This is a genomic window from Hymenobacter actinosclerus, assembly GCF_900111515.1.
Lineage (GTDB): Bacteria > Bacteroidota > Bacteroidia > Cytophagales > Hymenobacteraceae > Hymenobacter > Hymenobacter actinosclerus.
On record NZ_FOHS01000002.1, the window covers coordinates 807,017 to 832,670 of the forward strand.

Below are 25,654 nucleotides of genomic sequence, written 5' to 3' on the forward strand. Positions count from 1 at the left end.
TCGTTCTGATTTTAAAAGCCCTGCCGCATGTTTTGCGGCAGGGCTTTTGTTTGCCGGGCTGCACGCGAGGCACTACTTCGCCGTTTCCCCCGTTCTTGCACCTATGAGAATTCTGCCTGTTGCCCTTTTCCTGCTCACTGCCAGCACCGCCGCCCAGGCCCAGAAGCTGCGGCGGCTCACAACCTACTTCGACTCGACGCGGGTGCACCCGCGGGAGAAGTTTGCGGCGCTGGTGGGGGCCGATACCGTGATGCAGGGGCCGTATAAGCGGTTTTACTACACCGGTAAGCTGGAAGCGCAAACGCGCTACACGGCCGGCAAGCGCGACTCGGCCTACGTGGAGTTTCATCCCAACGGCGGGCGGCGGCTGGAGGTCACTTACCAAAACGGTGTGCGCCAGGGCCCCTTCAAAACGTATTACGACACCGGCAAGCTGGCCCAGGAGGGCGCCTTCGCCGACGATGAGCCCAGCGGCGAGTTGCGCTATTTCTTCCCCGACGGCCGCATCAAGCTCGAAACCACCCTCGACAAGGGCCAGCCCAGCGGCCTGGTGCGCGAGTTGTACGCGTCGGGTAAGCCCCGGGCCGAAATCACGTTCACCGAGGGCCAGGCCAACGGTCCGGTGCGCACCTACTACGAAAACGGCCAGCTCCAGAGCGAGGGCAGCTACCGCCGCGGGCTGCTGGCCGGCCCCTACAAAACGTACTTCGACAACGGCCAGCTCGAAACCGAAGTGCTGGCCGACCAGACCGGCCGCGGCCGCTACCGCAGCTACTACCGCTCGGGCCAGCTCCAGACCGAGGGCACCTACGTGGCCGTGCCGCTGGTGGGCCGGGCCGTGAAAAACCCGCTCGGCGACGACCTCACCAAGCAGGCCCGCGCCCTGGCCGGCGGCACCAACAACCTCGACGGCCCCGCCAAATCGTACTACGAAAACGGCGCCGTCAAGAGCACCATGACCTACCGCCAGGGCACGCTGGTGGGCACCCAGCAGGATTTTTACGACTCGGGCAAGCCCCGGCAGAAAACCGAGTACAGCAGCCAGGCCCGCGACCGGAAGATTACCGGCTACTTCGAAGACGGCACCCTGCAGCGCGAGCAGCAGTACAAGAACAACCTGCCCGTGGGCCAGTGGCGCAGCTACTTTCCTGGCGGCAAGCAGCTTGAGAAGGTGGAAACCTACCAGAACGGCCGCCTCGGCGGCGAGCAGCTGACGTACTACCCCAACGGTACCATCAAAAGCAAGCTGCTGAACGAGAACGGCAAGCCCGCCGGCCTGGGCCAGGAGTTCTACCCCTCGGGCAAGCTACAGGCCGAAGCCACTTACGTGCGGGGCCTCAAAACCGGCCCCTACCGCCTGCTTCGCGAAGACGGCACGCCCGAAATGACCGGCGCCTTCCGCAACGGCAAGGAAACCGGCGTGTGGCTCTACTACGGGCCGGATGGCACGACGGTAAAGGAGCGCAAGACCTTTAGGAACGGCCAGGTGGTGCCCCCGGGCAGCAGCGCGCCGGTGAAGAAGAAATAAGATTAGGCCGCCCCCACGTTGCGCCTTACGGGTGCGCCTCACCCCAATCCCCCTCTCCGAAAAGGAGAGGGGGATTGGGGTGAGGCTTCTAAAGCTAAAGCAGTTGGCGTGAGCTAAAGTTAGCGCTAGCGCTAGCGCTAGCTCCCCTCCTTGGAAAGGAGGGGCTGGGGGTGGTTGACGCTACCTGAACATTTACTAAACCTAACCTCTAGCTTCTGTTCAACGGCTTCAACCACCCCCAACCCCTCCTTTCCAAGGAGGGGAGCTAGCGCTAGCCTTGGTTAAACTAGAAAGCTAGAAGCCAGTCTCCCCTCTCCTTTTTCGGAGAGGGGGATTAGGGTGAGGCGCACCATGAGGGCGCCACGTAACAGCGGCTACTTCTTCTCCTTCGCCAGCATCATCTCCCGAATATACTTCACCGGGGCGCTGCCGTAGCTGAGGAACTGCTCGTGGAAGGCTTTCAGGTTGAACTCCTTGCCTTGCTTCTGCTTGAGCTCCTCGCGGAGGTCATAGATTTCGGTGTAGCCGGTGAAGTAGGAGCTGAGTTGCACCTGGCTGAGCGTGGCGCGCAGCCACTTGTTGCGGGCCTCGGCATCTTCCTGAAATCCGTCGCGGCGCAGCATTTCCACGGCCTGGGTTTCGGTGAGGCTGCCGGCCTGCACCTCGTGGTCGAGGATGGCGTTCAGGGTCACGCGCATATTCCACTTGTCCCACATCAGCCAGAACTCATCGGTGTTGCCGCCGTAGCCGCTTTCCAGCATCATGCGCTCGGCGTACACAGCCCAGCCCTCAATCATGGCCCCGTTGCCCAATATCGACTTGATAAGCGAGGGGCTGCGGTTGGCGTACACCAGCTGGGTGTAGTGGCCCGGAATGGCCTCGTGGATGTTAAGAATCTGGAGCGTGTAGGTGTTGTACTCGCGCAGGTAGCTCTCGGCCTGGGGTGCCGGCAAGCCCACAATAGGATCGACGTTGTAGTAGGTATCGGCGCCCTTATCATAAGGGCCGGGGGCCGAGACGCTGGCGCCGGCGCCGCTGCCGCGCATGTAGAGCGGGGTTTCGCGCACAACCAGCGGCTGGGTGGGGTCCTGGGTCAGCAGATCGTGCTCGTTCACCCAGCGCACCAGCTCGGGCATCTGCTCGCGCACGGCATCCACGAAGCGCTGGGGCGTGGCGTGCTCGCGCGAGAGGGCCGCCACTACGTCGCGCACAATGGCCAGCGTGTCCTGGGGCACGGCCTGGTACTGCACGTATTTGGGGTAGATGCGCAGGGCCCGGGCCTTCATGTCGGTGAGCAGCTCCTGGCGGTGCGTGAGGGCCTTCTGGTACACCTCGTCGGCCGAGTAGCGGCTCTGGATATCGAGGGCAAACTTGCGGGCAAACAACTCGGGGCCGATGCGGAAGGGCCGGAAGTTGCCCGCCGGCAACACCTGGGTTTGCAGGAAGCGGATGTAGCCTTCCATGGCCAGCCGGGTAGTAGCCACCCGCTCGCGCAGGGTCTTCTTCTCGGCGTCGCTCAGGCCCGATTTGGCCACCGAGTCGAGCAGGGCGGGACCGAACACGCTTAAGCCTCCCTGGTTCTGGCGAATGGCCAGGTTGGTATGCTCGCGGGTGGGCCGCTTCACGCTCTGCTCGGCAGCCTCGTAGTAGTCGGCGCTCTGGATGAGTTTGGAGCTGATGGCGCGCAGGCGGCGGTCGAGGGGGGCGTAGCGGCCATTGAGCACCTCGGCCACCGCCCCGCCCACGTTGTAGTTGGAGGGGTTCCACTCCCAGCTGCGCAACGTGTCGGCATAAAAGCGGGCCGAAGCCAGGTAGTTCTGCATCAGCCGGTAATCGGTCTGGTTGTTCACCGACAGCTTGCCCACCTCGAAGGCCTGCAGCTCTTTGCCGCGGCGCGCTATGGCCGCCGCCTCCACCTGCCGGCGGCCGGCCGAGGGCACCACCAGCAGCGAGTCGTAGCGATGGTAGCCGGCGCTGCTGGCCCACTCGGGGTTGTAGTACCAGAGCGAGTCGATAAAGCGGGCCTTGTAGTCGTCGAAGGTGGCATCGGCGGTTTCGGCCGTGCCGGTGGCGGGCTTGGTGCCCGGGTCGCAGGCGGCCAGCAGGCCGGCGCCGGCCAGCAGCACGGCGGCCGAGAGAGAGTAGCGGTGTTTCATGGGCAGGGCGTGAGCGGGCAAGGTACAGGGCAAGGACGAGAACCGCGGGCCCGGCGTTGCGCGGCGCCCCTCCCCTGCCTGCCCGGCCCCACTATCAGCGCGCCGCCGAATTGTAGTAGCCCGGTGTGCCACCCAGTTCGCGGGCCGCAGCTTCCAACTCGGCCCACCTGCTACCGGAGCCGCTCAGAAACCCGCCCATGCTTATGGCATACCCGTTGCCCGTCACGTCATCGTCTGACAGCCAACGCCCACGCAGCAGCAGCCGGTTGCCTTCCACCCGCACAAATAACCCAATAGTGTCGTACGATTCCAGGCGGACATAGTCGGTACTAATGGTGAGCAGGTCGGCGTCGGAATAGCGGAAGGTGTAGCCCCGAGCGGCCAGCACCCCGGCCGCCCGCTGCCAAACGGCGCGGCCCTCATCGGGCAGCGTGAGCACAATGGTATCGTCGTTTTTCTCGGGCCGGGCGTGCAGGGCAGGCAATTGGGCAAAGGCCGGAGCACCGGCCAGCAGCAGTGGCAGCAACAGTTTTTTCATCAGCCTAGCCGTTACAAAACGAGAAGCCTGGCCCCGCAGCAGGGCCGGGGGCTAGTGGGTGGGGGTGCGGGCGTAGCGCACGGTACCGCCCAGCAGCCGGGCTATTTCCTCCAGTTCCTGCCAGCGGCGGCCACTCAGGCCCCTGCCCGTGCTGTATTCGATTATCTGCAGCCAGTTGATAACATTATCCCCGGCCGGAATATAGCCCTGCAAATGCAGCTCGGGGCCTTCCACTACCAGATACACTCCCATCAGGCGCGCCGTAAAATTGCTGACGGGCTCGGTGCTCAGGGTAAGCAGCTCGGGGCTGGCGAAGCGTATGAGGTAGCCACGTTGGGCGAGCAGGCGGCCGGCCCGTTGCCAGGCCGCCTGGCCCTCGTCGGGTAGGGTTACAACCAGGGTATTGTCGAAATCGATGGGCTGGGTACGCAGGCCGGCCGTTTGGGAGAAGGCCGGGGCACTGCTCAGCAGCAGCCCGGCAGCTAATAAGTAGATAAAGCGAAGCATAAACAGGTAATAAGGTGGGAGGATGATCGACTGCGGTGGCGCAGCGCAAAAAACCCGCCAAATTCCCTTGTTTGTCCCCTTCCCACTGGACTGGCCGCCGGCCGCGCTACTCGGCCAGCATTACCTCAAACAGCATCGGGAAGTGGTCGGAGCCGATGGCCGGCAGCCGCGTCAGGCCCAGCACCCGAAACCCGCGGGTGGCAAACAGGTGGTCGAGGGGCCAGCGCAGCACGCCGCTGTTGGCATCAAAGGTGCTGTACATGCCCCGGCCCCGGCGCACGTTGTGCAGCTCGCCGCTGGCCTCGAACAGGCGCGTCGCCCTCGACCACGACACGTCGTTGAAGTCGCCCAGCACCAGGGCCGGGCCGCGGTGCTGCTGCACGCGCCGGCCCACCTGCAGCAAGGCACGGTTGGGCTGGCTGAGGCTGGTGGGGTGGCGGCTGGGCACCGGCGGCGTGGGGTGCACGGCGTACAGGCGCACCAGCCGGCCGTTGGGCAGCCGCACATCGGTGATGAGGGTGGGCACGTCGGGCTCCTGGAAGTTGTACACCCGCGCCTCCAGCAGCGGCAGGCGCGAGTACAGCACCATGCCGTAGGTGTTGGTCTGGGGCAGCTCGATAACGTACGGATACTGCCGGCGCAGCGGGCGCAGGGCGTTTACCCAGCGCTGGTCGGTTTCGAGAGCCAGTACCAGGTCGGGACTCTGCTCGCGTACGCGGGCCAGCAGCAGATCAGGGCGCTGGTTTTTTTGCAGCACGTTGGCCTCCAGTATCCGCAGGCGGGCAGTGGTATCGGTGGCCTGGGCCGCAGTGGCGTCGGGCAGGGGCCGGGGCATGAAGGGGGCGTAGGGCAGCAGGAAATAAAGCTGCCCGGCGGCCCCAAACAGGCTCAGGCCCAGCACCCAGCGCCGGGCGGGCTGCCGCTGCCGCCGCCCCAGCACCAGCAGCCCGGCAAGCCCCAGCAGCACCCCCAGATGCAGCACCAGCAGCTGGAAGCGGGGGAAATCGAGCAGCTTCAGCCACCATACCTGGGCCGTAAGCAGCGAGAGCAGCGTAACCAGCGCCGCCGGAACCGTGAGCACCAGCAGCAAAGTGAGCAGGAAGCGTTGAAGTCGGGGCATGGGGGCGAAGGTAGCTACAAGCGGCAAGCTACAAGCCTCAAGCTTTGGGCCACAAGCGGCAAGCCACAAGCCCTCGCTTCATCGCCCTTGTATGCGTCTTACCCCCGCCTGCCCTCTTCGAAAAAGGCGAGAGGAAGCCACGGCAGCACGGGCAGGCGGGGCGGCAGGTTTCGTTGAACCCACCCTCTCATTTTTCAAAGAGAGGGTTGAGGCACAACGTGAAGGCTTGCCGCTTGAGGCTTGAGGCTTGTAGCTTGAGGCTTGTAGCTTGAGGCTTGTAGCTACCTTCGCCCCCATGATTCGCCTTGCCCCCGCCCTGCTTTCGCTGCTGCTGAGCGCCTGCTCGCCGCAGCCCGCCGAAACCCTGCGGCAGCCCGCCCCGGCTGGTCCGCCCGCCATTGCCGTGCAAAGCGCCCCGGCCCAGGCCGCCGGCCGCTTCCCCGAAACCTTCGAAGCCGGCAGCAAAGGCGGCTACGCCTCCGCCGACGAACCGCTGGGCACGGGCACCTGGCGGTTCACCGAAGCCCTTATCGGCGCTTCCGAGCAGGACCACAAGCAGGGTGCCCGCGCCGCCCGCCTGCGCACCGGCGGCCGCCTCACCATGAACTTCGACGCCCCGGCCGGCGTGCACCTGATTCGCATCAGCTCGGCCGCCTACGGCCAGGACGCGCCCAGCACCTGGGAGCTGTGGGGCAGCCAGGACGGCGGCCGCAGCTACCGCCGCATAGGCTCACCCGTGCGTACCCAGGGCCCGCGCCTGCTAACAACGACCTTCGAAGGCGGCAGTGCCCAGGCTTTCCGCCTCGAAATCCGCAAGACGGATACCGGCTCCGGCCGGCTCAACATTGATGACATTACGCTGGAAACCGGCAGCGGCGCGGCCGTAACCGGCGGTCCGGCCAGCCAGCCGGGCGCAGCGCCGCGCCAGCCTACTCCAACGCCCGCGCCCACCCCCCCCACCCCCGGCACGCCGGCCCCGGCAGCCACCGAAACCACTTCGGCCGACAACCTGGCCCTGGGCAACCCCAGCGGCGCCACGGCCTCGCTCAGCACGCCCAACAACTACCTGCTTACGCGCCCGCAGTACGCGGTGGGCTACAGCGCCCGCCGGGGCACACCCACCTGGGTGAGCTGGCACCTGGGCGCCGCCGACCTGGGCCGGGCCCCGCGCCAGGACGATTTCCGGCCCGACCCGGCTCTGCCCCGGCAGTTCTACGCCGTGAGTCCGCGCTCCTACAGCGGCTCGGGCTTCGACCGGGGCCACAACTGCCCCAGCGCCGACCGCAGCCGCACGCTCGACGACAACTCGGCTACCTTTTTGATGACCAACATGATTCCGCAGGCCGCCAACAACAACCAGCGCACCTGGGGCAACCTGGAGGAATGGACCCGCGCCCAGGTGCAGCGCGGGCAGGAGGTGTACATCATCATGGGCAGCTACGGGCAGGGCGGCACTGGTGTGCAAGGCTTTAAAACGACGATCGATGAGGGTCGCGTAACTGTGCCGGCCCGCGTCTGGAAGGTGCTGGTGCTGCTACCCGAAGGCGCCAACGACCTGCAGCGCATCGCGGCCGGCCAGGCCCGCATCCTGGCCATCGACACGCCTAACGACCAGCAGGTAAGCCCCGACTGGAGCCGCTACCGCACCAGCATCGACGCCCTGGAAGCCGCCACCGGCCTCGACCTGCTCTCGGCCCTGCCCGTAGCCGCGCAGGAGCGGCTGGAGGCGCAGGTAGACAGCGGCCCGGTACGGTAGGGGGAGTTGTTGGCTGGCAGTTACGAAAAGACCGTCATGCTGAGCGCAGCGTAGCGGAGTCGAAGCATAGCTACCGCGGTGGCAATTTCAATATCCGGATTATTACTGCGGTAGAGATGCTTCGGCAAGCTCAGCATGACGGTCTTTTGTACTCCCTGTTCAGCTCAACCAGCCCCGCCTAACTCCCTCCCATGACCCCTACTCCGCAACAACACCGCTGGGCTGTGGCGGCGGCCTTTGCCGTGCAGGGGCTGTGCTTTGCCACCTGGGCCTCCCGGATTCCGGCCGTGCAGCACCAGTTGGGCCTGAGTGCGGCGGCGCTGGGCGGGGTGCTGCTGGCGCTGCCGGTAGGCTCGGTGGGCACGCTGCCGCTGGCGGGCTGGCTCGTGAGCCGCTTCGGAAGTCGGCGGGTGGTGGTGCTGGGCATGGGGCTGTACGCGCTGGTACTGCCGCTGCTGGGCCTGGCCGCCACCGTGCCCCAGCTGCTGGCGGCGCTGGTGCTGTTTGGCATGGCCGGCGAGCTGAGCAACATTGGCATAAACACCCAGGCCGTGGGCGTGGAGGCCCTGTACGGCCGCTCCATCATGGCCACCTTCCACGGCCTCTGGAGCCTGGCCGGCTTCGCGGGGGCCGGGCTGGGTGTGCTCCTGGTCGGGCAGCACGTAGGGCCCCTTTACCACTTTCTGGGGGTGGGCGCGCTGCTTCTGCCGGCACTGCTGCTGCTGGCCCCGCGCCTGCTGCCCACCGATGCGCCCCGCCCCGCCGGCACGCCCCTGCTGGCCCTGCCCGACCGCTCGCTGCTGCTGCTGGGGGTGCTGGCCTTCTGCTCGCTGCTCTGCGAGGGCACCATGTTCGACTGGAGCGGGGTGTACTTCCGGCAGGTAGTGCGGGCCCCCGAGGCCTGGGTGGGCCTGGGCTTCGCTGCCTTCATGGCCCTGATGGCCACCGGCCGCTTCGTGGCCGACTGGTTTACCGACCGCTACGGCCGCCGCCGCACGCTGGTGCTGAGCGGGCTGCTGGAGGCGGGCGGGCTGCTGCTGGCCGTGGCCTTCCCAACGCTGTGGGCGGCTACGCTGGGCTTTATGCTGGTGGGCCTGGGCACGGCGGCAGTGGTACCGCTGGTGTATGGGGCGGCCGGCCGCTCCACTACCATGCCGGCGGGCATGGCCCTGGCGGCCGTTACCACCGTGGGCTTCGTGGGGTTTCTGCTGGGCCCGCCGCTCATCGGCTTCGTGGCCGCCGTCAGCAGCCTGCGCGTGTCCTTCGCCCTGATTGCCGCCATGGGCCTGGCTGTGGCTGCGCTGGGCCGCCGGGTAGTTTAGTGGGAAGTCAAAACTGGGAAGTCAGGGCACAGGGCCTTGGCACCTCGCATTTCGGTAAGTTCGGCAGTGGCTGCGGCGAAATGAATGGCAGCCTTTTACTTTTGACTCTCCATTTCTGATTTCAGCTCCTATGCCTTCCGAAACCATCTATACGCCCCGCCAGCAGTACGTGCTGCTGATTGTGTGCCTTGTGGGCCTGGCGGGGCTGATTCTGCTGGGGCTGGGCTCCTACATTACGGCCTTTCTGGGGGCGGCGGTTCTGTACGTGGTGTTGCGACCCTGGTTTGCGGCCCTGGTGCACCACCGCGCCTGGAACCGGCAGCTGGTAACGGCCGGGCTGCTGCTGTTTTCCGTGGTAGTCATCATTATGCCCTTCACCGGCCTGGTGCTGATGCTCGTCAACCGCATCCGCCTTTATGCCCAGGACACGCGGCCCATTATGCGCGTGCTGCACCTAGTGGAGCAGAAAACCGGCTACCAGTTCACTACTGAAAACAACGTGCGCGACCTGGCCCAGCAGGTGGTGGCCTGGCTGAGCACCCGCATTCCGTCGCTGGCCAGCGGGCTGCTGCACTTCACGGTCATTATCGGCCTGATGCTGTTTACGCTCTACTTCATGTTTTTGCAGGAAGAAGCCTTCCTGCGGGGCCTGCGCCGCTATCTGCCCTTCCGCGACAGCACGCTGCAGGAGCTGAGCGACTCGCTGCGCAACACAGTAAACGCCAACGTGCTCGGCCAAGCCATCATCGCCCTGGTGCAGGCCCTGCTGACTACCCTCACCCTGCAGCTGTTCGGGGTCGAGGACGCGCTGTTCTGGGGGACGCTGGCCTTTTTCACGGCCTTTATTCCGGTGCTGGGCACGCCGCTGGTGTGGGGCCCGGCGGCCATCTTTAAGCTGGCCCAGGGCCATGTGGGCCAGGGCGTGGGCATTCTGCTGGTAGGCGTTATCGTCATCATCAACATCGATAACCTGCTGCGCATCGTGCTGGCCAAGCGCATGGGCGACATTCACCCGCTCATCACGCTGGCCGGGGTAGTGCTGGGCGTCGAGCTGTTCGGCATTCTGGGCCTGGTGATGGGGCCGCTGCTGCTCTCCTACCTGATTGTGCTGGTGGGCGTGTTCGAGCGCGAAAACCGCATCCGCAAGCGCATCCGGCCCCAGGCGGCCCGCCCGCTACCGGAGCCGCCGCCCAGGCAGCCCGAGTAGCGGCGGGCCGCCTGGGGCAGTTGCCCGAAGCCCCCATGCCGGTGGCGTATCAGGTTTCGGTGAGCACCGTTTTGAAGCCCAGCAGCCGGCCGCCTTCGCCCTCCCCGAGCACCAGCACGGGCACCTGCGGGCCCTGGCCGAAACGGTACACCTGGCTGCCGCTCAACTCCTGCTTCATATACATCTGCAATTGCTTGAAGCGGTTGGCCGTTTCGGCGCTGCCGGTCACGCCGTCGTCGGCGGTGTGGTTGCGCAGGAAGTATGTTAGCTCCTGCCGCTCCACGGGCGTACCGGCCGCAACGCCCGCCAGCTTGGCCAGGGCTTCATCGGTGAGGCCGCCAGCTGGAGCCGCGAAGCTCACCGGCTCCAGCGGCGCATCGGCTTCGCTCACGTAGCTGAGGCCTTTGGTCAGCTCGCGCAGGGGCGCCAGGGCCGCGTCGTTTTCGGGGCCGGGAGCGGCTTTGTCGGTGTGGGCGGCGTGCACTTCGGGCTCGGAGGCTTCAACGGTTTCGCGGCCGCCCTTGGTGTCGCGCGGGTCGGTGGGCATTGCAGGGGTGCCGGCCACCACGGTGGGCACCTGGGCCCCGATGGCGGCAGCCAGCTCATTCATGCGCCGCTCGTCTACCTTTATTTTGGGGTTGGCGAAGTTCATGTCGGCTACCTTATTCATCGGAATCAGGTGGATGTGGGCGTGGGGCACTTCGAGCCCGATAACGGCCACGCCCACGCGCTTGCAGGGCACGGCCGCCCGCACCCCGGCCGCCACGCGCTGGGCAAACAGGTGCAGCGCCGCCAGCTCGGCCGGGGGCAAGTCGAAAATATAATCGACCTCCCGCTTCGGAATAACCAGCGTGTGCCCCTCCACCAGCGGCGTGATGTCGAGAAAGGCTAAATGGTGCTCGTCTTCGGCTACCTTGTAAGCGGGCAGCTCGCCCGCCACGATGCGCGAGAAAATAGAAGGCATAAGGTGAGATGGTGAGGTGGTGAGGTGGTGAGTTTGACGTTCAATCGGCCTTAGTGGCGCGGCCGATCAGCAGTAATGATGCGCTGCTTTTGTTGGCCGGTGGCCCAAAATACGGGGTTGAACGCAAAAAGGGCGAAGCCGTGGCTTCGCCCTTTCCGAAAAAGTCGGGGTGCGGGAACGGCTAACTCACCATTTCACCTTTACCGGCTGATTTCAAGTACCTGGAATTGCAGCTTGCCGGCCGGCACGGTGATTTCGGCCGTTTCGCCCACCGATTTGCCCAGCAGGCCGCGGCCGATGGGCGACTTGACGGAGATTTTACCGGCGGCCAGGTTGGCTTCTTCCTCGGCGACGAGCGTGTAGTCGAGCACCATGTTGTTCTTGAGGTTTTTGAGCTTCACCTTGCTCATGATGAGCACTTTGCTCAGGTCGAGGTTGGTTTCGTCGAGCAGGCGGGCGTTGCCGAGCACCTCCTCCAGCTTCGCGATTTTCAGCTCCAGCAGGCCCTGGGCATCCTTGGCGGCGTCGTACTCGGCGTTTTCGCTCAGGTCGCCCTTGTCGCGGGCCTCGCGCAGGTCGTCGGCGGCCTTGGCCCGGCCCCGGATTTTAAGGTCCTGAAGTTCTGCTTTGAGCTTCTGGAGGCCTTCGGGCGTATAGTAGTTGATGGTTGACATGACATGGGTGGGATTAGCTCAAAAAAATAAGGAGAACGGCCAGCGTGGCTGGCCGTTCTCCCCTTGGTAGGTTTAGGCAAATATACGAAATTTAGGGAATGAGCGGTGATGGAGTAAGGAAGTGATGGGGCAGGTAAAGGAACTGTCATTCTGAGCAGCGCGAAGAATCTCGCGTGCCAGAGTAATCCTGTCGTCAGGAATTACCATTGCACGCGAGATTCTTCGCGCTGCTCAGAATGACAGTTCCCTCTTACCCTACTCCCTGCTCTCCTGCCTCACCTACTCCCAGAAACGCCGCCAGCTTGCGGGCCAGCACGGCGTTGATGCGCTCATAGCTCTGGAACGTCCAGCCGCCGATGTGGGGTGACAGGACGACGTTGGCAGCCGTGCGCAGGTAATCGAACCGGGCTTGCTGCTCGGGCGTAAGCCCGGTCAGCTTCTCGTTTTCGAGCACGTCGAGGGCCGCGCCGCGGATTTGGCCGGTACGCAGCCCGCTCACCAGCGCGGCGTGGTCGAGCACTTCGCCGCGGGCCGTGTTCAGCAGCCAGATGGCATTGGGGAAGCCGGCCAGGAAGTCCTCGTTTACGAAGTGGTGGTTGGCCTTCGCGTACGGGATGTGCAGGCTCAGCACCTCGGCGCGGGCCCGGAGTTCGGCCAGCGGCACCAGCGTGGCGTAGTCGTCGGGCGGGCAGGCGGGGTCGTGGTCGTGGGCCAGCACGGTGCAGCCGAAGGCGCTCAGGCGGCGGGCAAACGCCCGGCCCATGTGCCCGTAGCCGAGCAGCCCGATGGTTTTGCCCCCGATTTCCTCGCCCCGGTTGGCTTCGCGCCGCCAATGTCCGGCCCGCACCTCGGCGTCGGCCCGCGGCAGGTGCCGAAACAGCGCCAGCAGCAGACCTACCGCGTACTCGCCCACCGCGTCGCGGTTGCCCTCGGGGGCATTGAGCAGCGTTACGCCCGCCTCGGCCAGGGCGGCTTCGTCAATATTATCGACCCCGGCGCCGGCCCGGCACACATAGCGCAGGTGCGGCCCGTATGCCAGCAGCTCGCGCGTGATGCGCAGCTTCGAGCGCACCACTAAGCCCTCGTAGGGGTGGGCCGCCAGGGCCGCGGGCACTTCGGCGGCCGTCAGGTCGGGGCGGTAGTGCAGCGTCAGGCCCAGCGGCTCCAGGTACTCGGGCAGGCTGGGGTGCATTTCGTCGATGACGAGGCAGAGAGACATTGTTTACGTATGAATTAGCAAGTATGAACTAATGATTGGGGCATCGTCCGGGCATCCTTGTGCGGGAGGTACCGCGAAGGTATTGGTATCCGGCCCAACTACCGGCCACTGCTTCGTTGCCAAGCCGGGGCGGGAGAAGCGCATTCTTGTTCAGCCTATTGCCTTTTAATACCTTTAGGCCGCCACTATTGGCCCGCCACGTATCCCCTGCTCCGCATGAAACACCCTGCTACCCTGCTGCTGCTGCTGGTTCTCTCGGCTTGGCGCCCCCTGGGCGCAGCGGCGCAAACTGAACCGGTTACGGCTACTGCGACTACCGTTGCCGCCGTAGTGCCCGATTCGCTCTGGAAAAAGAGCTTTACTACCGCGCTTAACTTTCAGGAAACCACGCTATCGTCGAACTGGCGCGGCGGGGGCGTCAATTCGCTGGGCCTGAACGCCTCACTCAATGCCAAGGCTGATTACCAGCAGGGCATTCACAGCTGGGACAACCAGGCCGATTTGCTCTACGCCTTCGTTTCGAACAAGGGCCAGGGGTACCGCAAAAGCCTCGACCGCATCTACCTGGACACCAAGTACGGCCGCGCCCTCAACCCCAAGTGGGACATGTTCGTGTCGCTGAACCTGCTCACCCAGTTCGCCCCCGGCTACAAGTATTCCGACGATGGCAACGGCCAGCAACGGGCCCAACTGGTGTCGTCCACCTTCGCGCCGGCCTTCCTCACGGCCGCCTACGGCTTCGAGTACCACCCCACCAGCTACTTCAAGCTGCGCCTCTCGCCCTTCGCCCCGCGCCTGACGGTCGTCAACCGCCCCGAGCGGTTTGTGGCCGCGCTGGGCGCCACGCCCTACGGCGTCAGGCCAGGCCACTCCACCCGCTTCGAGGTGCTGGCCGCGCAGGCGCTGGCCGAGTTCGACAAGGACATTGCCACCAACATGAACCTCAAGGCGCGCTACCTGCTGTTCGCCAACTACGGCTCCGATTTCGCCCTACGCCGCATCGACCACCGCCTCGACGCCGGCCTCACGGCTAAAGTCAATCGTTACATCAACGTGGCCCTCACCGGCATCCTGCTCTACGATTACGACCAGGACAAGGCCGTACAGTACAGCCAGGGCCTCACGCTGGGCCTCGTGTACTCGGTGCAGAATTTCAAGGAGAGAAAGTAAGCACGGATGTAGAGACGCCTCCTTGCGTCTCGGCGTTGCCGATGTTGCGGTCGTTGCCCGCCTGAGTGGCACAGATGCTGTCGTTCAACGCGGAGACGCAAGGAGGCGTCTCTGCATGGTTATGGCCTCCCGCTACTCGCTCTTATTCTCCGCCACCCGGTTGGTCAAATCCACGAAATCGGCCACAGTGAGCTGCTCGGCGCGCAGGTCGAAGACGGGGTCGGTGGTGGTTTCGGGGGGCATGCCGAAGGGCTTGAGGGCGTTGCGCAGGGTTTTGCGACGGGTCTGGAAGGCCTGTTTCACGACGCGGAAAAACAGCTTTTCGTCGCAGGCCAGTTGCTCGGTGGCGTTGCGGGTGAGGCGGATGACGGCCGACTGGACCTTGGGCGGCGGGCTGAACACGTGCGGGGGCACCGTGAACAGGTACTCGATGTCGTAGAAGGCCTGGAGCAGCACGCTCAGGATGCCGTAGGTTTTGGAACCCGGGCCGGTGGCCAGGCGGTCGGCTACTTCCTTTTGCAGCATGCCCACGCTCTCGCGCACCTGCTGGCGGTGGGCCAGAATCTGGAAATAAATCTGGGTGCTGATGTTGTACGGGAAGTTGCCGATAATGCTCAGCGGCTGCTGACCGTAAAGCGCCGTCAGATCCATTTTCAGGAAGTCCTGGGAGTAAATCCGGTCTTCGAGCTCGGGGTAGTGCTTCTGCAGGTAGGCCACCGAGTCGCGGTCGATTTCCACTACGGCCGTTTCGTACTCCGGGTGCCGCAGCAGCGTCTGGGTCAGCACGCCCATGCCGGGCCCGATTTCGAGCACGTGCTGCACCCCATCGGGCAGGCGCAGGGCCTCCACAATGTTGCGGGCGATGTTGGGGTCGTTGAGAAAGTGCTGACCGAGGTGCTTTTTGGCTTTAACGGAATCCATTTGGCAGAAGTGAGATATTAGAGGCGAGAAGTGAGATGGAAATAAAAGAGCAAGCCGCGGTAACAGAACGAGTAACGAATGTCATTCAGAGCGCAGCGAAGAATGACGTTCTTTTTGCTGTTGCGTCTCACCGCTCACTTCTTGGTACTCACTTCTACTAACTACCTTCACGGCCAAAGATACGCCGCGGCCGGTCGTTTCGGCCGGCGCTTCATTCCTGTTCCTGCCCGCCCATGTCCCTGACCCTCGCCTACGCCGCCGATTTTCCCGCCATTGCCAGCACGGCCTTCATCCTGCCCGCCGGCACCACCGAGCTGCCCGTAACGGCCGCCGCCGATTTGCCCGAGGCCGCCCGCAACTACGTGGCCGCCCAGCTGGCCGCCGACGAGAAGCTGGTCGTTGTCAACCAGTACTCGCACCACCACTACTACGTGGTGGCCGAGGACAAGAAAACGCCCGCCCTGGGCCTGGAGGCCCTGCGCCAGGCGGGCCACAAGCTGCACGCCCAGCTCAAGGCCGATAAGGTCGAAGAGCTGTTCATCTGCAACCTTACGCCCGCCGGCGCCTCGCTGGCCCTGGCCGAAGGCCTGGCCCTGACGGCCTACCAGTTCGCCGGCTACAAAACCGACGAGAAGTCCCAAAAAGCCTCCACCCTGCAACGCCTCACGCTGGTCGGCCCCGATTTATCGGCCGAGAAAGTGGCTGATTTGCAAGGTATTTTGCAGGGCGTATACCTGGCGCGCGACCTGGTGAACATGCCCTACAGCCACCTCAACGCCACCCAGCTGGCCCGGCAGTTCGAGCAGGCCGGCGAGCAGGCCGGTTTCGCGGTCGAAGTGCTGGATTTGGTGCGCATTGAGGCCCTGCGCATGGGTGGTTTGCTGGCCGTGAACCAGGGCAGCCCCGAGCCGCCCACCTTCACCATCATGGAGTACAAGCCCGACGGCGCCACCAACCAGCAGCCCATCGTGCTCGTGGGCAAAGGTGTAGTGTTCGATACCGGCGGCCTCAGCCTCAAGCCCACGCCCAACAGCATGGATATGATGAAGTGCGACATGGGCGGCGCGGCCGTAGTCGTGGGCGTGCTTACGGCCCTGGCCACCAATAAGGTGCCGCTGCACGTTATTGGGCTGGTGCCGGCCACCGACAACCGCCCCGGCGGCCCCGCCCTGGCCCCCGGCGACGTAATTACGATGTACAGCGGCCTGACCGTGGAAGTGCTCAACACCGACGCCGAGGGCCGCCTGATTCTGGCCGACGCGCTGGCCTTCGCCAAAAAGTACGACCCCGCCCTGGTCATGGATTACGCCACGCTCACCGGCTCGGCGGCCCGCGCCATCGGTATCGAGGGCATCGTGTACATGGGCACCGCCGACGAGGACGTGATGCACGACCTGAAGAAGGCTGGCAACGCCACCCACGAGCGGCTGGTGGAATTCCCGCTCTGGGATGAGTACGCCGACCACATCAAGAGCCCCATTGCCGACATGACCAACCTGGGCAAGGCCGAGGCCGGCGCCATTTCGGCCGGCAAGTTCCTGGAGCGCTACACCGAGGGTTACGATTGGGTCCACTTCGACATTGCCGGCCCCGCCTTCCTCACCGCCCCCGACTCCTACCGCGGCAAAGGCGGCACCGGCACGGCCGTACGCCTCACGTATGAATTTCTGAAGAACAAGGCGTAAGAACGGATTGCTCAAACCGGCCTAAGCCCTAACTGAATTGACAAGGTAAATTGGTATGCGGAACGTCATTCAGAGCGCAGCGAAGAATCTCGCCTGAATTCGTCCAACGTCTGTTCGAGCGAGATTCTTCGCTCCGCTCTGAATGACGTTCTGTACACCAAATTAGCCTGTCAGTTCACCTAACACCTAAGACCTAAAAAAAGAATGCTCCCACGAATTGGTATTTCCGTCGGTGATCTGGCCGGCATCGGGCCCGAGGTCATTTATAAAACCTTCCTCGACCCGCGCCTGCTCAAGTTCTGCACGCCGGTAGTGTACGGCACGGCCGCCGTACTTTTCGACGATTTTCCCGCCGACCCCAACCACGAGCCGCTACGGTTCCGGCAGGTGCGCGAGGCGGCCGATATTGCCCCCGGCAAGCACAACGCCGTGAGCTGCTGGGACGATGACGACGTGCAGCTCACGCCCGGCCAGCCCAGCGCGGCCAGCGGTGCGGCGGCCCGCCAGAGCCTGCTCGCCGCCGCCCGCGACCTGAAAGCCGGCCTGCTCGACGGCCTCGTCACGGCCCCCATCAGCAAGGAAAACACCCAGGCCGACGACTTCCGCTTCCCCGGCCACACCGAGTTCCTGACCAGCTTTTTCGGGGCCAAGGAGAGCCTGATGCTGCTCGTGGCCGACGACTTGCGCGTGGCCACCGTTACGGGCCACATTCCGCTCAAAGACGTGGCCAGCCGCCTCACCAAGGAGCTGCTGACGGCCAAGCTGCGCATCCTGCTGGCCTCGCTGAAGAACGATTTTGGCATCGAGAAGCCCCGGGTGGCCGTGTTGGGCCTCAACCCCCACGCCGGCGAAAACGGCCTGCTCGGCACCGAAGAGGCCGCCGTGGTGACGCCCGTCATCCAGCAGTTGCTCCAGAGCGGCCACCTGGTGTTCGGCCCCTACCCTGCCGACGGCTACTTCGGCACCGGCCAGTACAAGCAGTTCGACGCTACCCTCTCGCTCTACCACGACCAGGGCCTGATTCCGTTTAAAACCCTGGCCTTCGAGCGCGGCGTCAACTACACGGCCGGCCTGCCGGTGGTGCGCACTTCCCCCGACCACGGCACCGCCTACGGCCTGGCCGGCCAGTTCAAGGCCGACGAAACCTCCTTCCGCGAGGCCCTGTACCTGGCCTGCGAGCTGGTAAAATACCGCAAAGCCGAGGCTGAAATCGTGCCCCTGGTGCCCGGCCCCGCCCCGCGCGGCGGCCGCCGGGAGTAGGGTTGGTTTGGGTGAGGGAGTGAGGAGGTAAAAGAACGGTCATTCTGAGCATGCTGCGCTTAGAGCAGGGACGAATAATCTCGCGTGCAATGGTAACCCTGACGTAAGGAGCTACTTTGGCACGCGAGATTCTTCGTCCCTGCTCTAAGCGCAGCATGCTCAGAATGACCGTTCTTTTTCACTCCATCTGCTCCTCACCCCATCGCCCCATTACCATATCACCCCGCTCCTCGAACCAAACCGAAACTTTCTTTTCAAAAATGAAAGATTGTTTGCGGTTTCGGAATTGCGTTTTACCTTTGCAGCAGAAACGCCGGAACCACCAGGCTCCGGCGTTTTGCTTGCCCCTCGCTCTATGCTGCTTCAAACGCCCATCGACTACCGTACCGCCCTGCGCCGCCTCGATGCGCTGGCCGCGGCCGGCGTGGAGGGCAACGAGGCGCTGGAAACCGAGTTCCGAACGCTGATTGCGGCGCTCGACCTGTACGAAGGCAAGCTGGGGCTGCTACCCATTCCGAACCTGCCCACTTCGCTGGCCGAGATGATTGAGCTCAAGCGCCAGCAAATGCGCCTCAAGCAGAAGGAGCTGGCGGAGTTGCTCGAAGTACCGGCCGGCCGCCTTTCGCAGATATTAAGCGGCAAGCGGCGGGTAACGCTCGATTTGGCTAAGCGCTTGTACGAGCGGCTGGGCATTCCCTCAGACTTCATTCTGAAAAACGCCTGACCCTACTCCCAGCCCCATTATCCGCTAACATACCGGGCAAAAGTCCCTACTTTTGCCCCCTTGCTACTACCTCCCGTGAAGAAGGACTCTCCTTATAACATCAACCTGGCCCGGCTGGCCGACAAAACGCACCACTTTGCGTTCGACCTCGACCAGGCCTTTTTTGAGCAGTTCGACCAGGACCTGATTCCGGATGGCAACGTGCACGTCGACGTCACGCTGCACAAAACTGAGCGCCTCATCACGGTGGATTTCGACCTGAAGGGCACCGTGCGCCAGGTGTGCGACCGGAGCCTCGACGACTACGACCAGGACGTGGCGGCCCACGAGCAGTTGCTGGTGCGCTTCGGCGACGAGGAAAAGGAGCTCGACGACAACGTGCTGCAAATCACGCCCGAAACCCAGACCCTGCCGCTGGCCCAGCACCTATTCGACTTCGTGGGACTGGCCCTGCCCATGAAAAAGCTGCACCCGCGCTTCCAGAACGAGCCCGACGACGAGCCCGACGCCAAAACCAAGCTCATCTTCACGACCCGCGGCGAGGATGCCGACGACGACGAGGATGAGTCGGACCCGCGCTGGAACGCGCTCCGGAACCTGAACTAGCCGTTACTGATCGGCCCCCTGAATTTTACTTTTTTCTCTTTTTCTTTTTTTGCAAAATGGCTCATCCTAAACGCCGGACCTCCTCCGCCACCCGCGACAAGCGTCGCAGCCACTACAAGCTCACCCCTAAGGCCGTAACCCTGTGCCAGAACACGGGCGAGCTGCACCTGCGCCACAAGGCCTATGTAGTCGACGGCGACCTGTACCTGAACGGCAAAGTAGCCATCAAGGACTACGCCCCCGTTTCGGCCGCCGCGCCGCTCGATACCGACGACGAATAGCCTTCTTTTGTAGCTGATAGCCGTTTTTAAGCTATTAGCCAATAGCTGTTAGCTGTTAGCCACCTTCGGGCCGATGCTTATTTATAGGCATCGGCCATGGAAAGGCTATCAGCTAACAGCTATTGGCTGCTAGCTCAAAAAATAACCCTCTTGACTTTTCTTTCATGAAGATAGCTCTGGACGCAATGGGGGGCGATTTTGCTCCCCAGGCCGCCGTCGATGGGGCCGTGCTGGCCGCTCAGCAGCTGGCGGGCAAGGCCCAGATTGTGCTTATTGGTCAGGAGGAAGCCGTGCGGCCGTTGCTGGCCGCGTACGGTGCCGCCGCCGACGGCCTTACGCTGGTGCCCGCCTCGCAAATCATTGAGATGGGTGAGCATCCGGCCAAAGCCTACCAGCACAAGCAGGATTCGAGTATCGCCGTGGGCTACCGCATGCTGGCCGCCCGCGAGGTGGAAGCGTTCTGCTCGGCCGGCAACACCGGGGCCATGCTCGTGGGAGCTATGTTCAGCGTGAAGGCCGTGCCCGGCGTGCTACGGCCGGCTATTGCCAACTTCGTTCCCAAGCTGCACGGCGGCACCGGCATCATGCTCGATGTGGGCGCCAATGCCGACTGCAAGCCCGAAATGCTGGAGCAGTTCGGCGAGCTGGGCTCGTTGTATGCCCGCTACGTGCTGGGTATTGCGGAACCCAAAGTAGGGCTGATGAACCTGGGCGAGGAAGAGGGCAAGGGTACGGTTGTTACCCAGGCCGCGCACCAACTGCTCAAAGTCAACCCGCACCTCAAGTTTATTGGCAATATCGAGGGCCGCGACCTGTTCAACGAGAAAGCCGACGTGATTATCTGCGACGGTTTCACGGGCAACGTGCTGCTAAAAATGGCCGAATCGGTGTACGACGCGGTGGCCGACCGGCACATCCAGGACCCATTCTTCGACCAGTTCAACTACGAGGCCGTGGGCGGCTCGCCCATCCTCGGCGTCAATGGCAATGCCATCATCGGCCACGGTGTAAGCACACCCAAAGCCATCTGCAATATGCTGCTACAGGGCTACCAAATGGCTACTGCCGGCATTGCCGACCAAATTAAAGCTACTTTCAAGTCCTGATTTCGGCTTTCGTCCGGTTTCCTTGTTGGGGGCCGGACTTTTTGCGGCCGCTTTTATTGCTGCTTTACCTGCCTCATGAAGATTACCGCCGCCATTTCCGGGGTGGGCGCCTACGTGCCCGACTACGTGCTCACCAACCAGGAACTCGAAGGCCTGGTCGACACGACCGACGAATGGATTTTGAGCCGCACCGGCATCAAAGAGCGGCACATCCTGAAGGGAGAAGGCCAGGGCACGTCGGTTATGGGAGTGAAGGCCGTGGAAAACCTGCTGGCCAAAACCGGCGTGGCCGCCGCCGACATCGACCTGCTGATCTGCGCCACTACCACGCCCGATCTGGTGTTTCCGGCTACGGCCAACATCATTTCGGCGGCCGTGGGTGCCACCAAAGCGTTTAGCTTCGATATGCAGGCCGCCTGCTCGGGCTTCATGTACGCGCTGGCCACCGGGGCTCAGTTTATTGCCACCGGCACCTACAAAAAGGTGGTGGTGGTGGGGGCCGATAAAATGTCGAGCATCATCGACTACACCGACCGCTCGACCTGCATCATCTTCGGCGACGGCGCCGGCGCGGTGCTGCTCGAACCCAACCACGAGGGCCTGGGCCTGCTCGACCAGGAGCTGCACTCCGACGGTAACGGCGAGCAGTACCTGCACCAGAAAGCCGGCGGCTCGCGCCGTCCGCCCTCGGCCGAAACCGTTGCCAACCGGGAGCATTACGTGCACCAGGAAGGCGCGGCCGTATTCAAGTTTGCCGTAAAAAACATGGCCGACGTGGCCGCGCAGGTGTCGGAGCGCAACGGCCTCACGCCCGAAAGCATCGACTGGCTGGTGCCCCACCAGGCCAACAAGCGCATCATCGACGCCACGGCCCACCGCGTGGGCATCGGCCCCGAAAAGGTGATGCTCAACATCCACCGCTACGGCAACACCACCAACGGCACCATCCCGCTCTGCCTCGCCGACTACGAGCAGCAGCTCCGCAAAGGTGACAACCTCATCATTGCCGCCTTCGGGGGCGGTTTTACCTGGGGCGCGCTTTACCTCAAATGGGCGTACGATGGCGCTTCGCGCAATTAAGAATTTTGAATTACGAATGATAAATCAACTGTTCAAAGCCGCATCCTCTACCAGCAACAGTTGATTTTTATATTTCTGATTCCACAGTTCTTAATTCAAAATTCCTAATTCAAAATTCATACTTAAAAAAGGAATGGCCACCACCGCAGATTTCCGCAACGGGCTCGTAATCAACTACAACAACGAGCTGCACGTCATCACCGAATTTCAGCACGTGAAGCCTGGTAAGGGCCCGGCGTTTGTGCGTACCAAGATGCGCAACATCAAAACCGGCCGCACCCTCGACAACACCTTTAATGCGGGCGTGAAAATAGAAACGGCCCGCGTGGAGCAGCGTCCCCACCAGTACCTGTTTAAGGACGATTACGGCTTCACGTTCATGGACAACGCCACCTTCGAGCAGGTAGTGCTGCCCGAAGCCATGGTGCCCTTCGCCGATTTGATGAAGGAAGGCCAGGAGGTCGGCATCCTGTTCCACGCCGAAACCGAGCAGCCCCTTACGGCCGAGCTGCCGACTACCGTGGAGCTGGTAGTGACCTACACCGAGCCCGGCCTGAAGGGCGACACGGCCACCAACACGCTCAAGCCCGCCACCGTCGAGACGGGCGCGCGCATTCAGGTGCCACTCTTCGTGGATACCGACACCAAGATTCGGATTAAAACCGCCGACTACAGCTACGTCGAGCGAGTTAAGTAACGCACGTCAACCATCCACCGGCCACGCCTTTTCTTCTGCCATGAAAGCCCAAGAACTCCAGGACCTGATTGATTTCATCGCCAAATCGGGCCTCAACAAGGTCAACATCGAAACCGAAGAGTTTAAGATATCGGTGCAGCGCGACCCGAGCACCAAAACCGTGACCATGGCCGCTCCGGCTGCGGCGCATGCCCCGGCTCCGGCGCCGGCCGCTCCTCAGGCCGCTCCGGCTTCGGCCCCCGCCCCGGTGGCCGCCGAAGCCCCCGCTGCCCCGGCTGCCAGCAACGCCACGCCGCTTAAGTCGCCGATGATTGGCACGTTCTACCGCAGCAGCAGCCCCGAAACGCCGGCTTTCGTGCAGGTGGGCGACATGGTGGAGAAAGGCCAGGTTATCTGCATCATCGAGGCCATGAAGCTCTTCAACGAAATCGAAGCCGAGCAATCGGGCCGCATCGTGAAGGCGCTGGTGGAAAACGCCTCCCCCGTCGAGTACGATCAGCCGCTGTTTTTGATTGAGGCCGTTTAGAATTATGAATTTTAAATTATGAATTATGAATTGGCCGTTTTTAGTAACTGGACCGACTCGTAATTCCTAATTCCTAATTCCTAATTCCTAATTCCAAAGAAGCTGTGTTCAAGAAAATACTGATTGCTAACCGGGGCGAAATTGCGCTGCGCGTGATTCGGACCTGCAAGGAAATGGGCATCAAGACGGTGGCCGTGTACTCGACGGCCGACAAGGAGAGCCTGCACGTGCGCTTCGCCGACGAGGCCGTGTGCATCGGTCCGCCCCCCTCGGCCCAGAGCTACCTGAGCATCCCGACTATCATCGCGGCCGCCGAAATCACCAACGCCGACGCCATTCATCCGGGCTACGGGTTTCTGAGCGAAAACGCCGAATTCTCGCGCGTGTGCCACGAAAACGGCATCAAGTTCATCGGTGCCTCGCCCGACATGATCAACCGCATGGGCGACAAGGCCTCGGCCAAAGCCACCATGATTGCCGCCGGCGTACCGGTGGTACCCGGTTCGGTGGGCTTGCTCGAATCGGTGGAGCAGGGCAAGCAGATTGCCGCCGAAATCAAGTACCCGGTCATCATCAAGGCCACGGCCGGTGGTGGCGGCCGCGGTATGCGCATTATCAACTCCGAAGACGAGTTCGAGAAGGCCTGGAACGACGCCCGCACCGAGTCGAAGGCTGCCTTTGGCAACGACGGCATGTACCTGGAGAAGTTCGTGGTGGAGCCCCGCCACATCGAAATCCAGATTTGCGGCGACCAGTTCGGCCACGTCTGCCACCTTTCGGAGCGCGACTGCTCGATTCAGCGCCGCCACCAGAAGCTGGTGGAGGAGGCCCCTTCGCCCTTCATGACCGATGATTTGCGCGAGCGGATGGGTGCGGCGGCCATTGCCGGCGCCTCGGCCATCGGCTACGAGGGTGTGGGCACCATCGAATTCCTGGTGGACAAAAACCGTGACTTCTACTTCATGGAGATGAACACCCGCATTCAGGTGGAGCATCCCGTGACGGAGGAAGTGGTGAACTATGACCTCATCAAGGAGCAGATCAAGGTGGCGGCCGGCATCCCGATTTCGGGTGCCAACTACTTCCCCCAGCTGCACGCCATGGAGTGCCGCATCAACGCCGAAGACCCGGCCAATGGCTTCCGCCCCTCGCCGGGCAAAATCACGACCCTGCACATCCCCGGCGGCCACGGCGTGCGGGTGGATACGCACGTGTACGCGGGCTACCAGATTCCACCCAACTACGACTCGATGATTGCCAAGCTCATCACCGTGGCCCAGACCCGCGAGGAGGCCATCGTGAAGATGAAGCGTGCCTTGAGCGAGTTTGTGGTGGAAGGCGTGAAAACGACCATCCCCTTCCACCTCGCGCTCATGGACAACGAGCAGTTCCTGGCCGGCGACTTCACGACCAAGTTCCTGGAAGACTCGTTCGACTTCTCGCAGCTGCAGTAGCCAGCATTCCGCCACCTGCTAAACGGGCGCCTTCCAGTGGAGGGCGCCCGTTTTTATGCCGGCCTGTTGCAGGAGCCAGCTCCTGTAAAGAAGCCAGAGGCGGGTTGACCAAGGGCTGCTGTAGTGGGCTAGCCGACCGTAGTGGTGGGCAGCGGCTGGTACACGCCGAACAGCAGGTTGCTGGGCTCCTGATCCAGCAGCGCATCTTCCAGGGAAAACAACTCTGCCAGCAGCGCTTGGTTTGCGGCGTTTTCGGCCAGGAAATGGTGCGCAATATCCTTGAGCACCAGCGTAAGCAGGTTACCACCCAGCGCGGCTTCTTCCAGGGCCCGAAAGTGCTGCCGCAACGCCGGTACAATCCGGTCCGACTCGGCCGCTTCGGAAGGATCGGCCAGGTACATGCGCAGGCGGCCGGGGCCACTGATGCGGTGTTTGAGCTGCCGCGACAGAAAACGTTGGCGGTGGCTGGCGGGCACTACGTCGCGTAGCACACGGTTGGCTTCGCGCAACTGCGTAGCGGTCCATTGCAGGCGGGCGGGCCCCACGTAGTCGTTGAGAATGAGCAAGCCCCCGGGGGCCAGCGCGGCCCGCACCCGGGCCACGATGCCCTCCACGTCGCGAAAGTGGTGCAGGGCCGAGTGGAACAGGATAACATCGTAGGAACCCGGCGCCAGCACCCGTTGATTTACGTCGGCTACCTCGGTTTGGAAATTGGTCAGCCCCTCCGCGCGGGCCGTTTCGGCGGCCTGTTGCAGCAGGCGGCCGGCAATATCCACGCACCGAACCTCGGCGAAATGGGGCTGCCGGGCGAAAGTCAGCTCGTGGGAGCAGGCCCCGCTCCCGAGGGAGAGCAGCCGCAAACCCGTGCGGCCGGCCAGGTAGCGGCTGGCCACGTGCGCTTCGTAGGGAACGGCCGGACTACCGCTGATTTTCTCGCTCCAGCGCCGGCGCACGGCCGGCACCTGCCACCAGTTGGCCGCCTGCAGCTGCGGATCGTCGAAGGCGCTGCGGGTGCGGGCCAGGTTGCTCGGCACCAGCTTGGATAGCAAAAAAGGCAGTCCGCGCTGCCGGAGCTTGGCCAGGGTTTCCAGAAAATCGTCGGAGGTGAGCCAGGGCATAAGGCGTCAGATTGGCGAGGCGAAGGGCACAACAA

General features: G+C 63.4%; 24 protein-coding genes. 15 read left to right on the forward strand and 9 right to left on the reverse strand.

From position 1 onward, the window contains the following. The first annotated feature begins 103 nt into the window (after nt 1–103). Complete coding sequence (locus tag BMY67_RS09770; protein ID WP_092770907.1) at nt 104–1,528, forward strand: toxin-antitoxin system YwqK family antitoxin; 1,425 nt, start codon at nt 104–106, stop codon at nt 1,526–1,528. Nucleotides 1,529–1,902: 374 nt separating this feature from the next. Here BMY67_RS09770 and BMY67_RS09775 read toward each other — a convergent pair whose 3' ends face one another. The 4 genes from BMY67_RS09775 to BMY67_RS09790 all read right to left on the reverse strand — a co-directional run bounded on the left by BMY67_RS09775 (nt 1,903) and on the right by BMY67_RS09790 (nt 5,849). Next, on the reverse strand, nt 1,903–3,684 hold the full coding sequence (locus BMY67_RS09775; RefSeq protein WP_092770909.1) for a DUF885 domain-containing protein: 1,782 nt from the start codon (nt 3,682–3,684) through the stop codon (nt 1,903–1,905). Between the two features lie 94 nt (nt 3,685–3,778). Next, the gene (locus BMY67_RS09780) at nt 3,779–4,222 is read right to left on the reverse strand and encodes a hypothetical protein (RefSeq protein ID WP_092770911.1); all 444 of its coding nucleotides are present in this window, start codon (nt 4,220–4,222) and stop codon (nt 3,779–3,781) included. 51 nt (nt 4,223–4,273) lie between these two features. Next, complete coding sequence (locus BMY67_RS09785) at nt 4,274–4,729, reverse strand: hypothetical protein (protein WP_092770913.1); 456 nt, start codon at nt 4,727–4,729, stop codon at nt 4,274–4,276. A gap of 106 nt (nt 4,730–4,835) precedes the next feature. Then, nucleotides 4,836–5,849 (reverse strand): endonuclease/exonuclease/phosphatase family protein, encoded by a 1,014-nt coding sequence (locus BMY67_RS09790; RefSeq protein WP_143069769.1) that lies wholly within the window; start codon nt 5,847–5,849, stop codon nt 4,836–4,838. Nucleotides 5,850–6,144: 295 nt separating this feature from the next. On the opposite strand from BMY67_RS09790, the gene BMY67_RS19735 reads away from it, so the two are divergent. The 3 genes from BMY67_RS19735 (at nt 6,145) to BMY67_RS09805 (ending at nt 10,134) form a co-directional block, all read left to right on the forward strand. Continuing rightward, nucleotides 6,145–7,605, forward strand: coding sequence for a DNA/RNA non-specific endonuclease (locus BMY67_RS19735; RefSeq protein ID WP_092770917.1), 1,461 nt, complete (start codon nt 6,145–6,147; stop codon nt 7,603–7,605). Nucleotides 7,606–7,796: 191 nt separating this feature from the next. Continuing rightward, on the forward strand, nt 7,797–8,927 hold the full coding sequence (locus tag BMY67_RS09800) for an MFS transporter (RefSeq protein WP_092770919.1): 1,131 nt from the start codon (nt 7,797–7,799) through the stop codon (nt 8,925–8,927). A 130-nt stretch (nt 8,928–9,057) separates the two neighbouring features. Then, on the forward strand, nt 9,058–10,134 hold the full coding sequence (locus tag BMY67_RS09805; RefSeq protein ID WP_092770921.1) for an AI-2E family transporter: 1,077 nt from the start codon (nt 9,058–9,060) through the stop codon (nt 10,132–10,134). Between the two features lie 49 nt (nt 10,135–10,183). Here the strand turns inward: BMY67_RS09805 and BMY67_RS19780 are convergent, their stop codons facing one another. From BMY67_RS19780 to BMY67_RS09820, 3 genes are all read right to left on the reverse strand, one after another. Then, nucleotides 10,184–11,098, reverse strand: a complete 915-nt coding sequence (locus BMY67_RS19780; protein ID WP_092770923.1) for a nuclease A inhibitor family protein — start codon at nt 11,096–11,098, stop codon at nt 10,184–10,186. Nucleotides 11,099–11,298: 200 nt separating this feature from the next. Next, the gene (gene greA / locus BMY67_RS09815; RefSeq protein WP_092770925.1) at nt 11,299–11,772 is read right to left on the reverse strand and encodes a transcription elongation factor GreA; all 474 of its coding nucleotides are present in this window, start codon (nt 11,770–11,772) and stop codon (nt 11,299–11,301) included. 250 nt (nt 11,773–12,022) lie between these two features. Next, nucleotides 12,023–12,991, reverse strand: a complete 969-nt coding sequence (locus BMY67_RS09820) for an NAD(P)-dependent oxidoreductase (protein ID WP_092770927.1) — start codon at nt 12,989–12,991, stop codon at nt 12,023–12,025. Between the two features lie 216 nt (nt 12,992–13,207). On the opposite strand from BMY67_RS09820, the gene BMY67_RS09825 reads away from it, so the two are divergent. Further along, on the forward strand, nt 13,208–14,161 hold the full coding sequence (locus BMY67_RS09825) for a DUF3078 domain-containing protein (RefSeq protein ID WP_092770929.1): 954 nt from the start codon (nt 13,208–13,210) through the stop codon (nt 14,159–14,161). 132 nt (nt 14,162–14,293) lie between these two features. Here the strand turns inward: BMY67_RS09825 and rsmA are convergent, their stop codons facing one another. Continuing rightward, nucleotides 14,294–15,082, reverse strand: coding sequence for a 16S rRNA (adenine(1518)-N(6)/adenine(1519)-N(6))-dimethyltransferase RsmA (gene rsmA / locus BMY67_RS09830; RefSeq protein ID WP_092770931.1), 789 nt, complete (start codon nt 15,080–15,082; stop codon nt 14,294–14,296). Between the two features lie 233 nt (nt 15,083–15,315). On the opposite strand from rsmA, the gene BMY67_RS09835 reads away from it, so the two are divergent. From BMY67_RS09835 to accC, 10 genes are all read left to right on the forward strand, one after another. Next, entirely contained in the window at nt 15,316–16,767 is a 1,452-nt protein-coding gene (locus BMY67_RS09835) for a leucyl aminopeptidase family protein (RefSeq protein WP_092770933.1), read from the forward strand. Nucleotides 16,768–16,971: 204 nt separating this feature from the next. Beyond that, complete coding sequence (gene pdxA, locus BMY67_RS09840; protein ID WP_092770935.1) at nt 16,972–18,027, forward strand: 4-hydroxythreonine-4-phosphate dehydrogenase PdxA; 1,056 nt, start codon at nt 16,972–16,974, stop codon at nt 18,025–18,027. A gap of 355 nt (nt 18,028–18,382) precedes the next feature. After that, a complete protein-coding gene (locus tag BMY67_RS09845) occupies nt 18,383–18,751 on the forward strand; it encodes a helix-turn-helix domain-containing protein (RefSeq protein WP_092770937.1) in 369 nt (122 codons plus the stop codon). 60 nt (nt 18,752–18,811) lie between these two features. After that, nucleotides 18,812–19,357, forward strand: a complete 546-nt coding sequence (locus tag BMY67_RS09850; RefSeq protein WP_245744979.1) for a YceD family protein — start codon at nt 18,812–18,814, stop codon at nt 19,355–19,357. Nucleotides 19,358–19,413: 56 nt separating this feature from the next. Further along, the gene (gene rpmF, locus BMY67_RS09855; protein ID WP_092770942.1) at nt 19,414–19,638 is read left to right on the forward strand and encodes a 50S ribosomal protein L32; all 225 of its coding nucleotides are present in this window, start codon (nt 19,414–19,416) and stop codon (nt 19,636–19,638) included. 164 nt (nt 19,639–19,802) lie between these two features. Beyond that, nucleotides 19,803–20,744, forward strand: a complete 942-nt coding sequence (gene plsX / locus BMY67_RS09860; RefSeq protein ID WP_092770944.1) for a phosphate acyltransferase PlsX — start codon at nt 19,803–19,805, stop codon at nt 20,742–20,744. 75 nt (nt 20,745–20,819) lie between these two features. Beyond that, the gene (locus BMY67_RS09865) at nt 20,820–21,824 is read left to right on the forward strand and encodes a beta-ketoacyl-ACP synthase III (protein WP_092770946.1); all 1,005 of its coding nucleotides are present in this window, start codon (nt 20,820–20,822) and stop codon (nt 21,822–21,824) included. 133 nt (nt 21,825–21,957) lie between these two features. Continuing rightward, a complete protein-coding gene (efp, locus tag BMY67_RS09870) occupies nt 21,958–22,521 on the forward strand; it encodes an elongation factor P (RefSeq protein WP_092770948.1) in 564 nt (187 codons plus the stop codon). A 40-nt stretch (nt 22,522–22,561) separates the two neighbouring features. After that, nucleotides 22,562–23,047 carry an acetyl-CoA carboxylase biotin carboxyl carrier protein gene (gene accB / locus BMY67_RS09875; protein ID WP_092770950.1) on the forward strand — a complete coding sequence of 162 codons (486 nt, stop codon included), beginning with the start codon at nt 22,562–22,564 and terminating at the stop codon, nt 23,045–23,047. Nucleotides 23,048–23,151: 104 nt separating this feature from the next. Then, complete coding sequence (gene accC / locus BMY67_RS09880) at nt 23,152–24,501, forward strand: acetyl-CoA carboxylase biotin carboxylase subunit (RefSeq protein WP_092770952.1); 1,350 nt, start codon at nt 23,152–23,154, stop codon at nt 24,499–24,501. Nucleotides 24,502–24,629: 128 nt separating this feature from the next. On the opposite strand, the gene BMY67_RS09885 is transcribed toward accC, so the two are convergent. Continuing rightward, a complete protein-coding gene (locus tag BMY67_RS09885; protein ID WP_092770955.1) occupies nt 24,630–25,619 on the reverse strand; it encodes a class I SAM-dependent methyltransferase in 990 nt (329 codons plus the stop codon). Nucleotides 25,620–25,654: the final 35 nt, after the last annotated feature.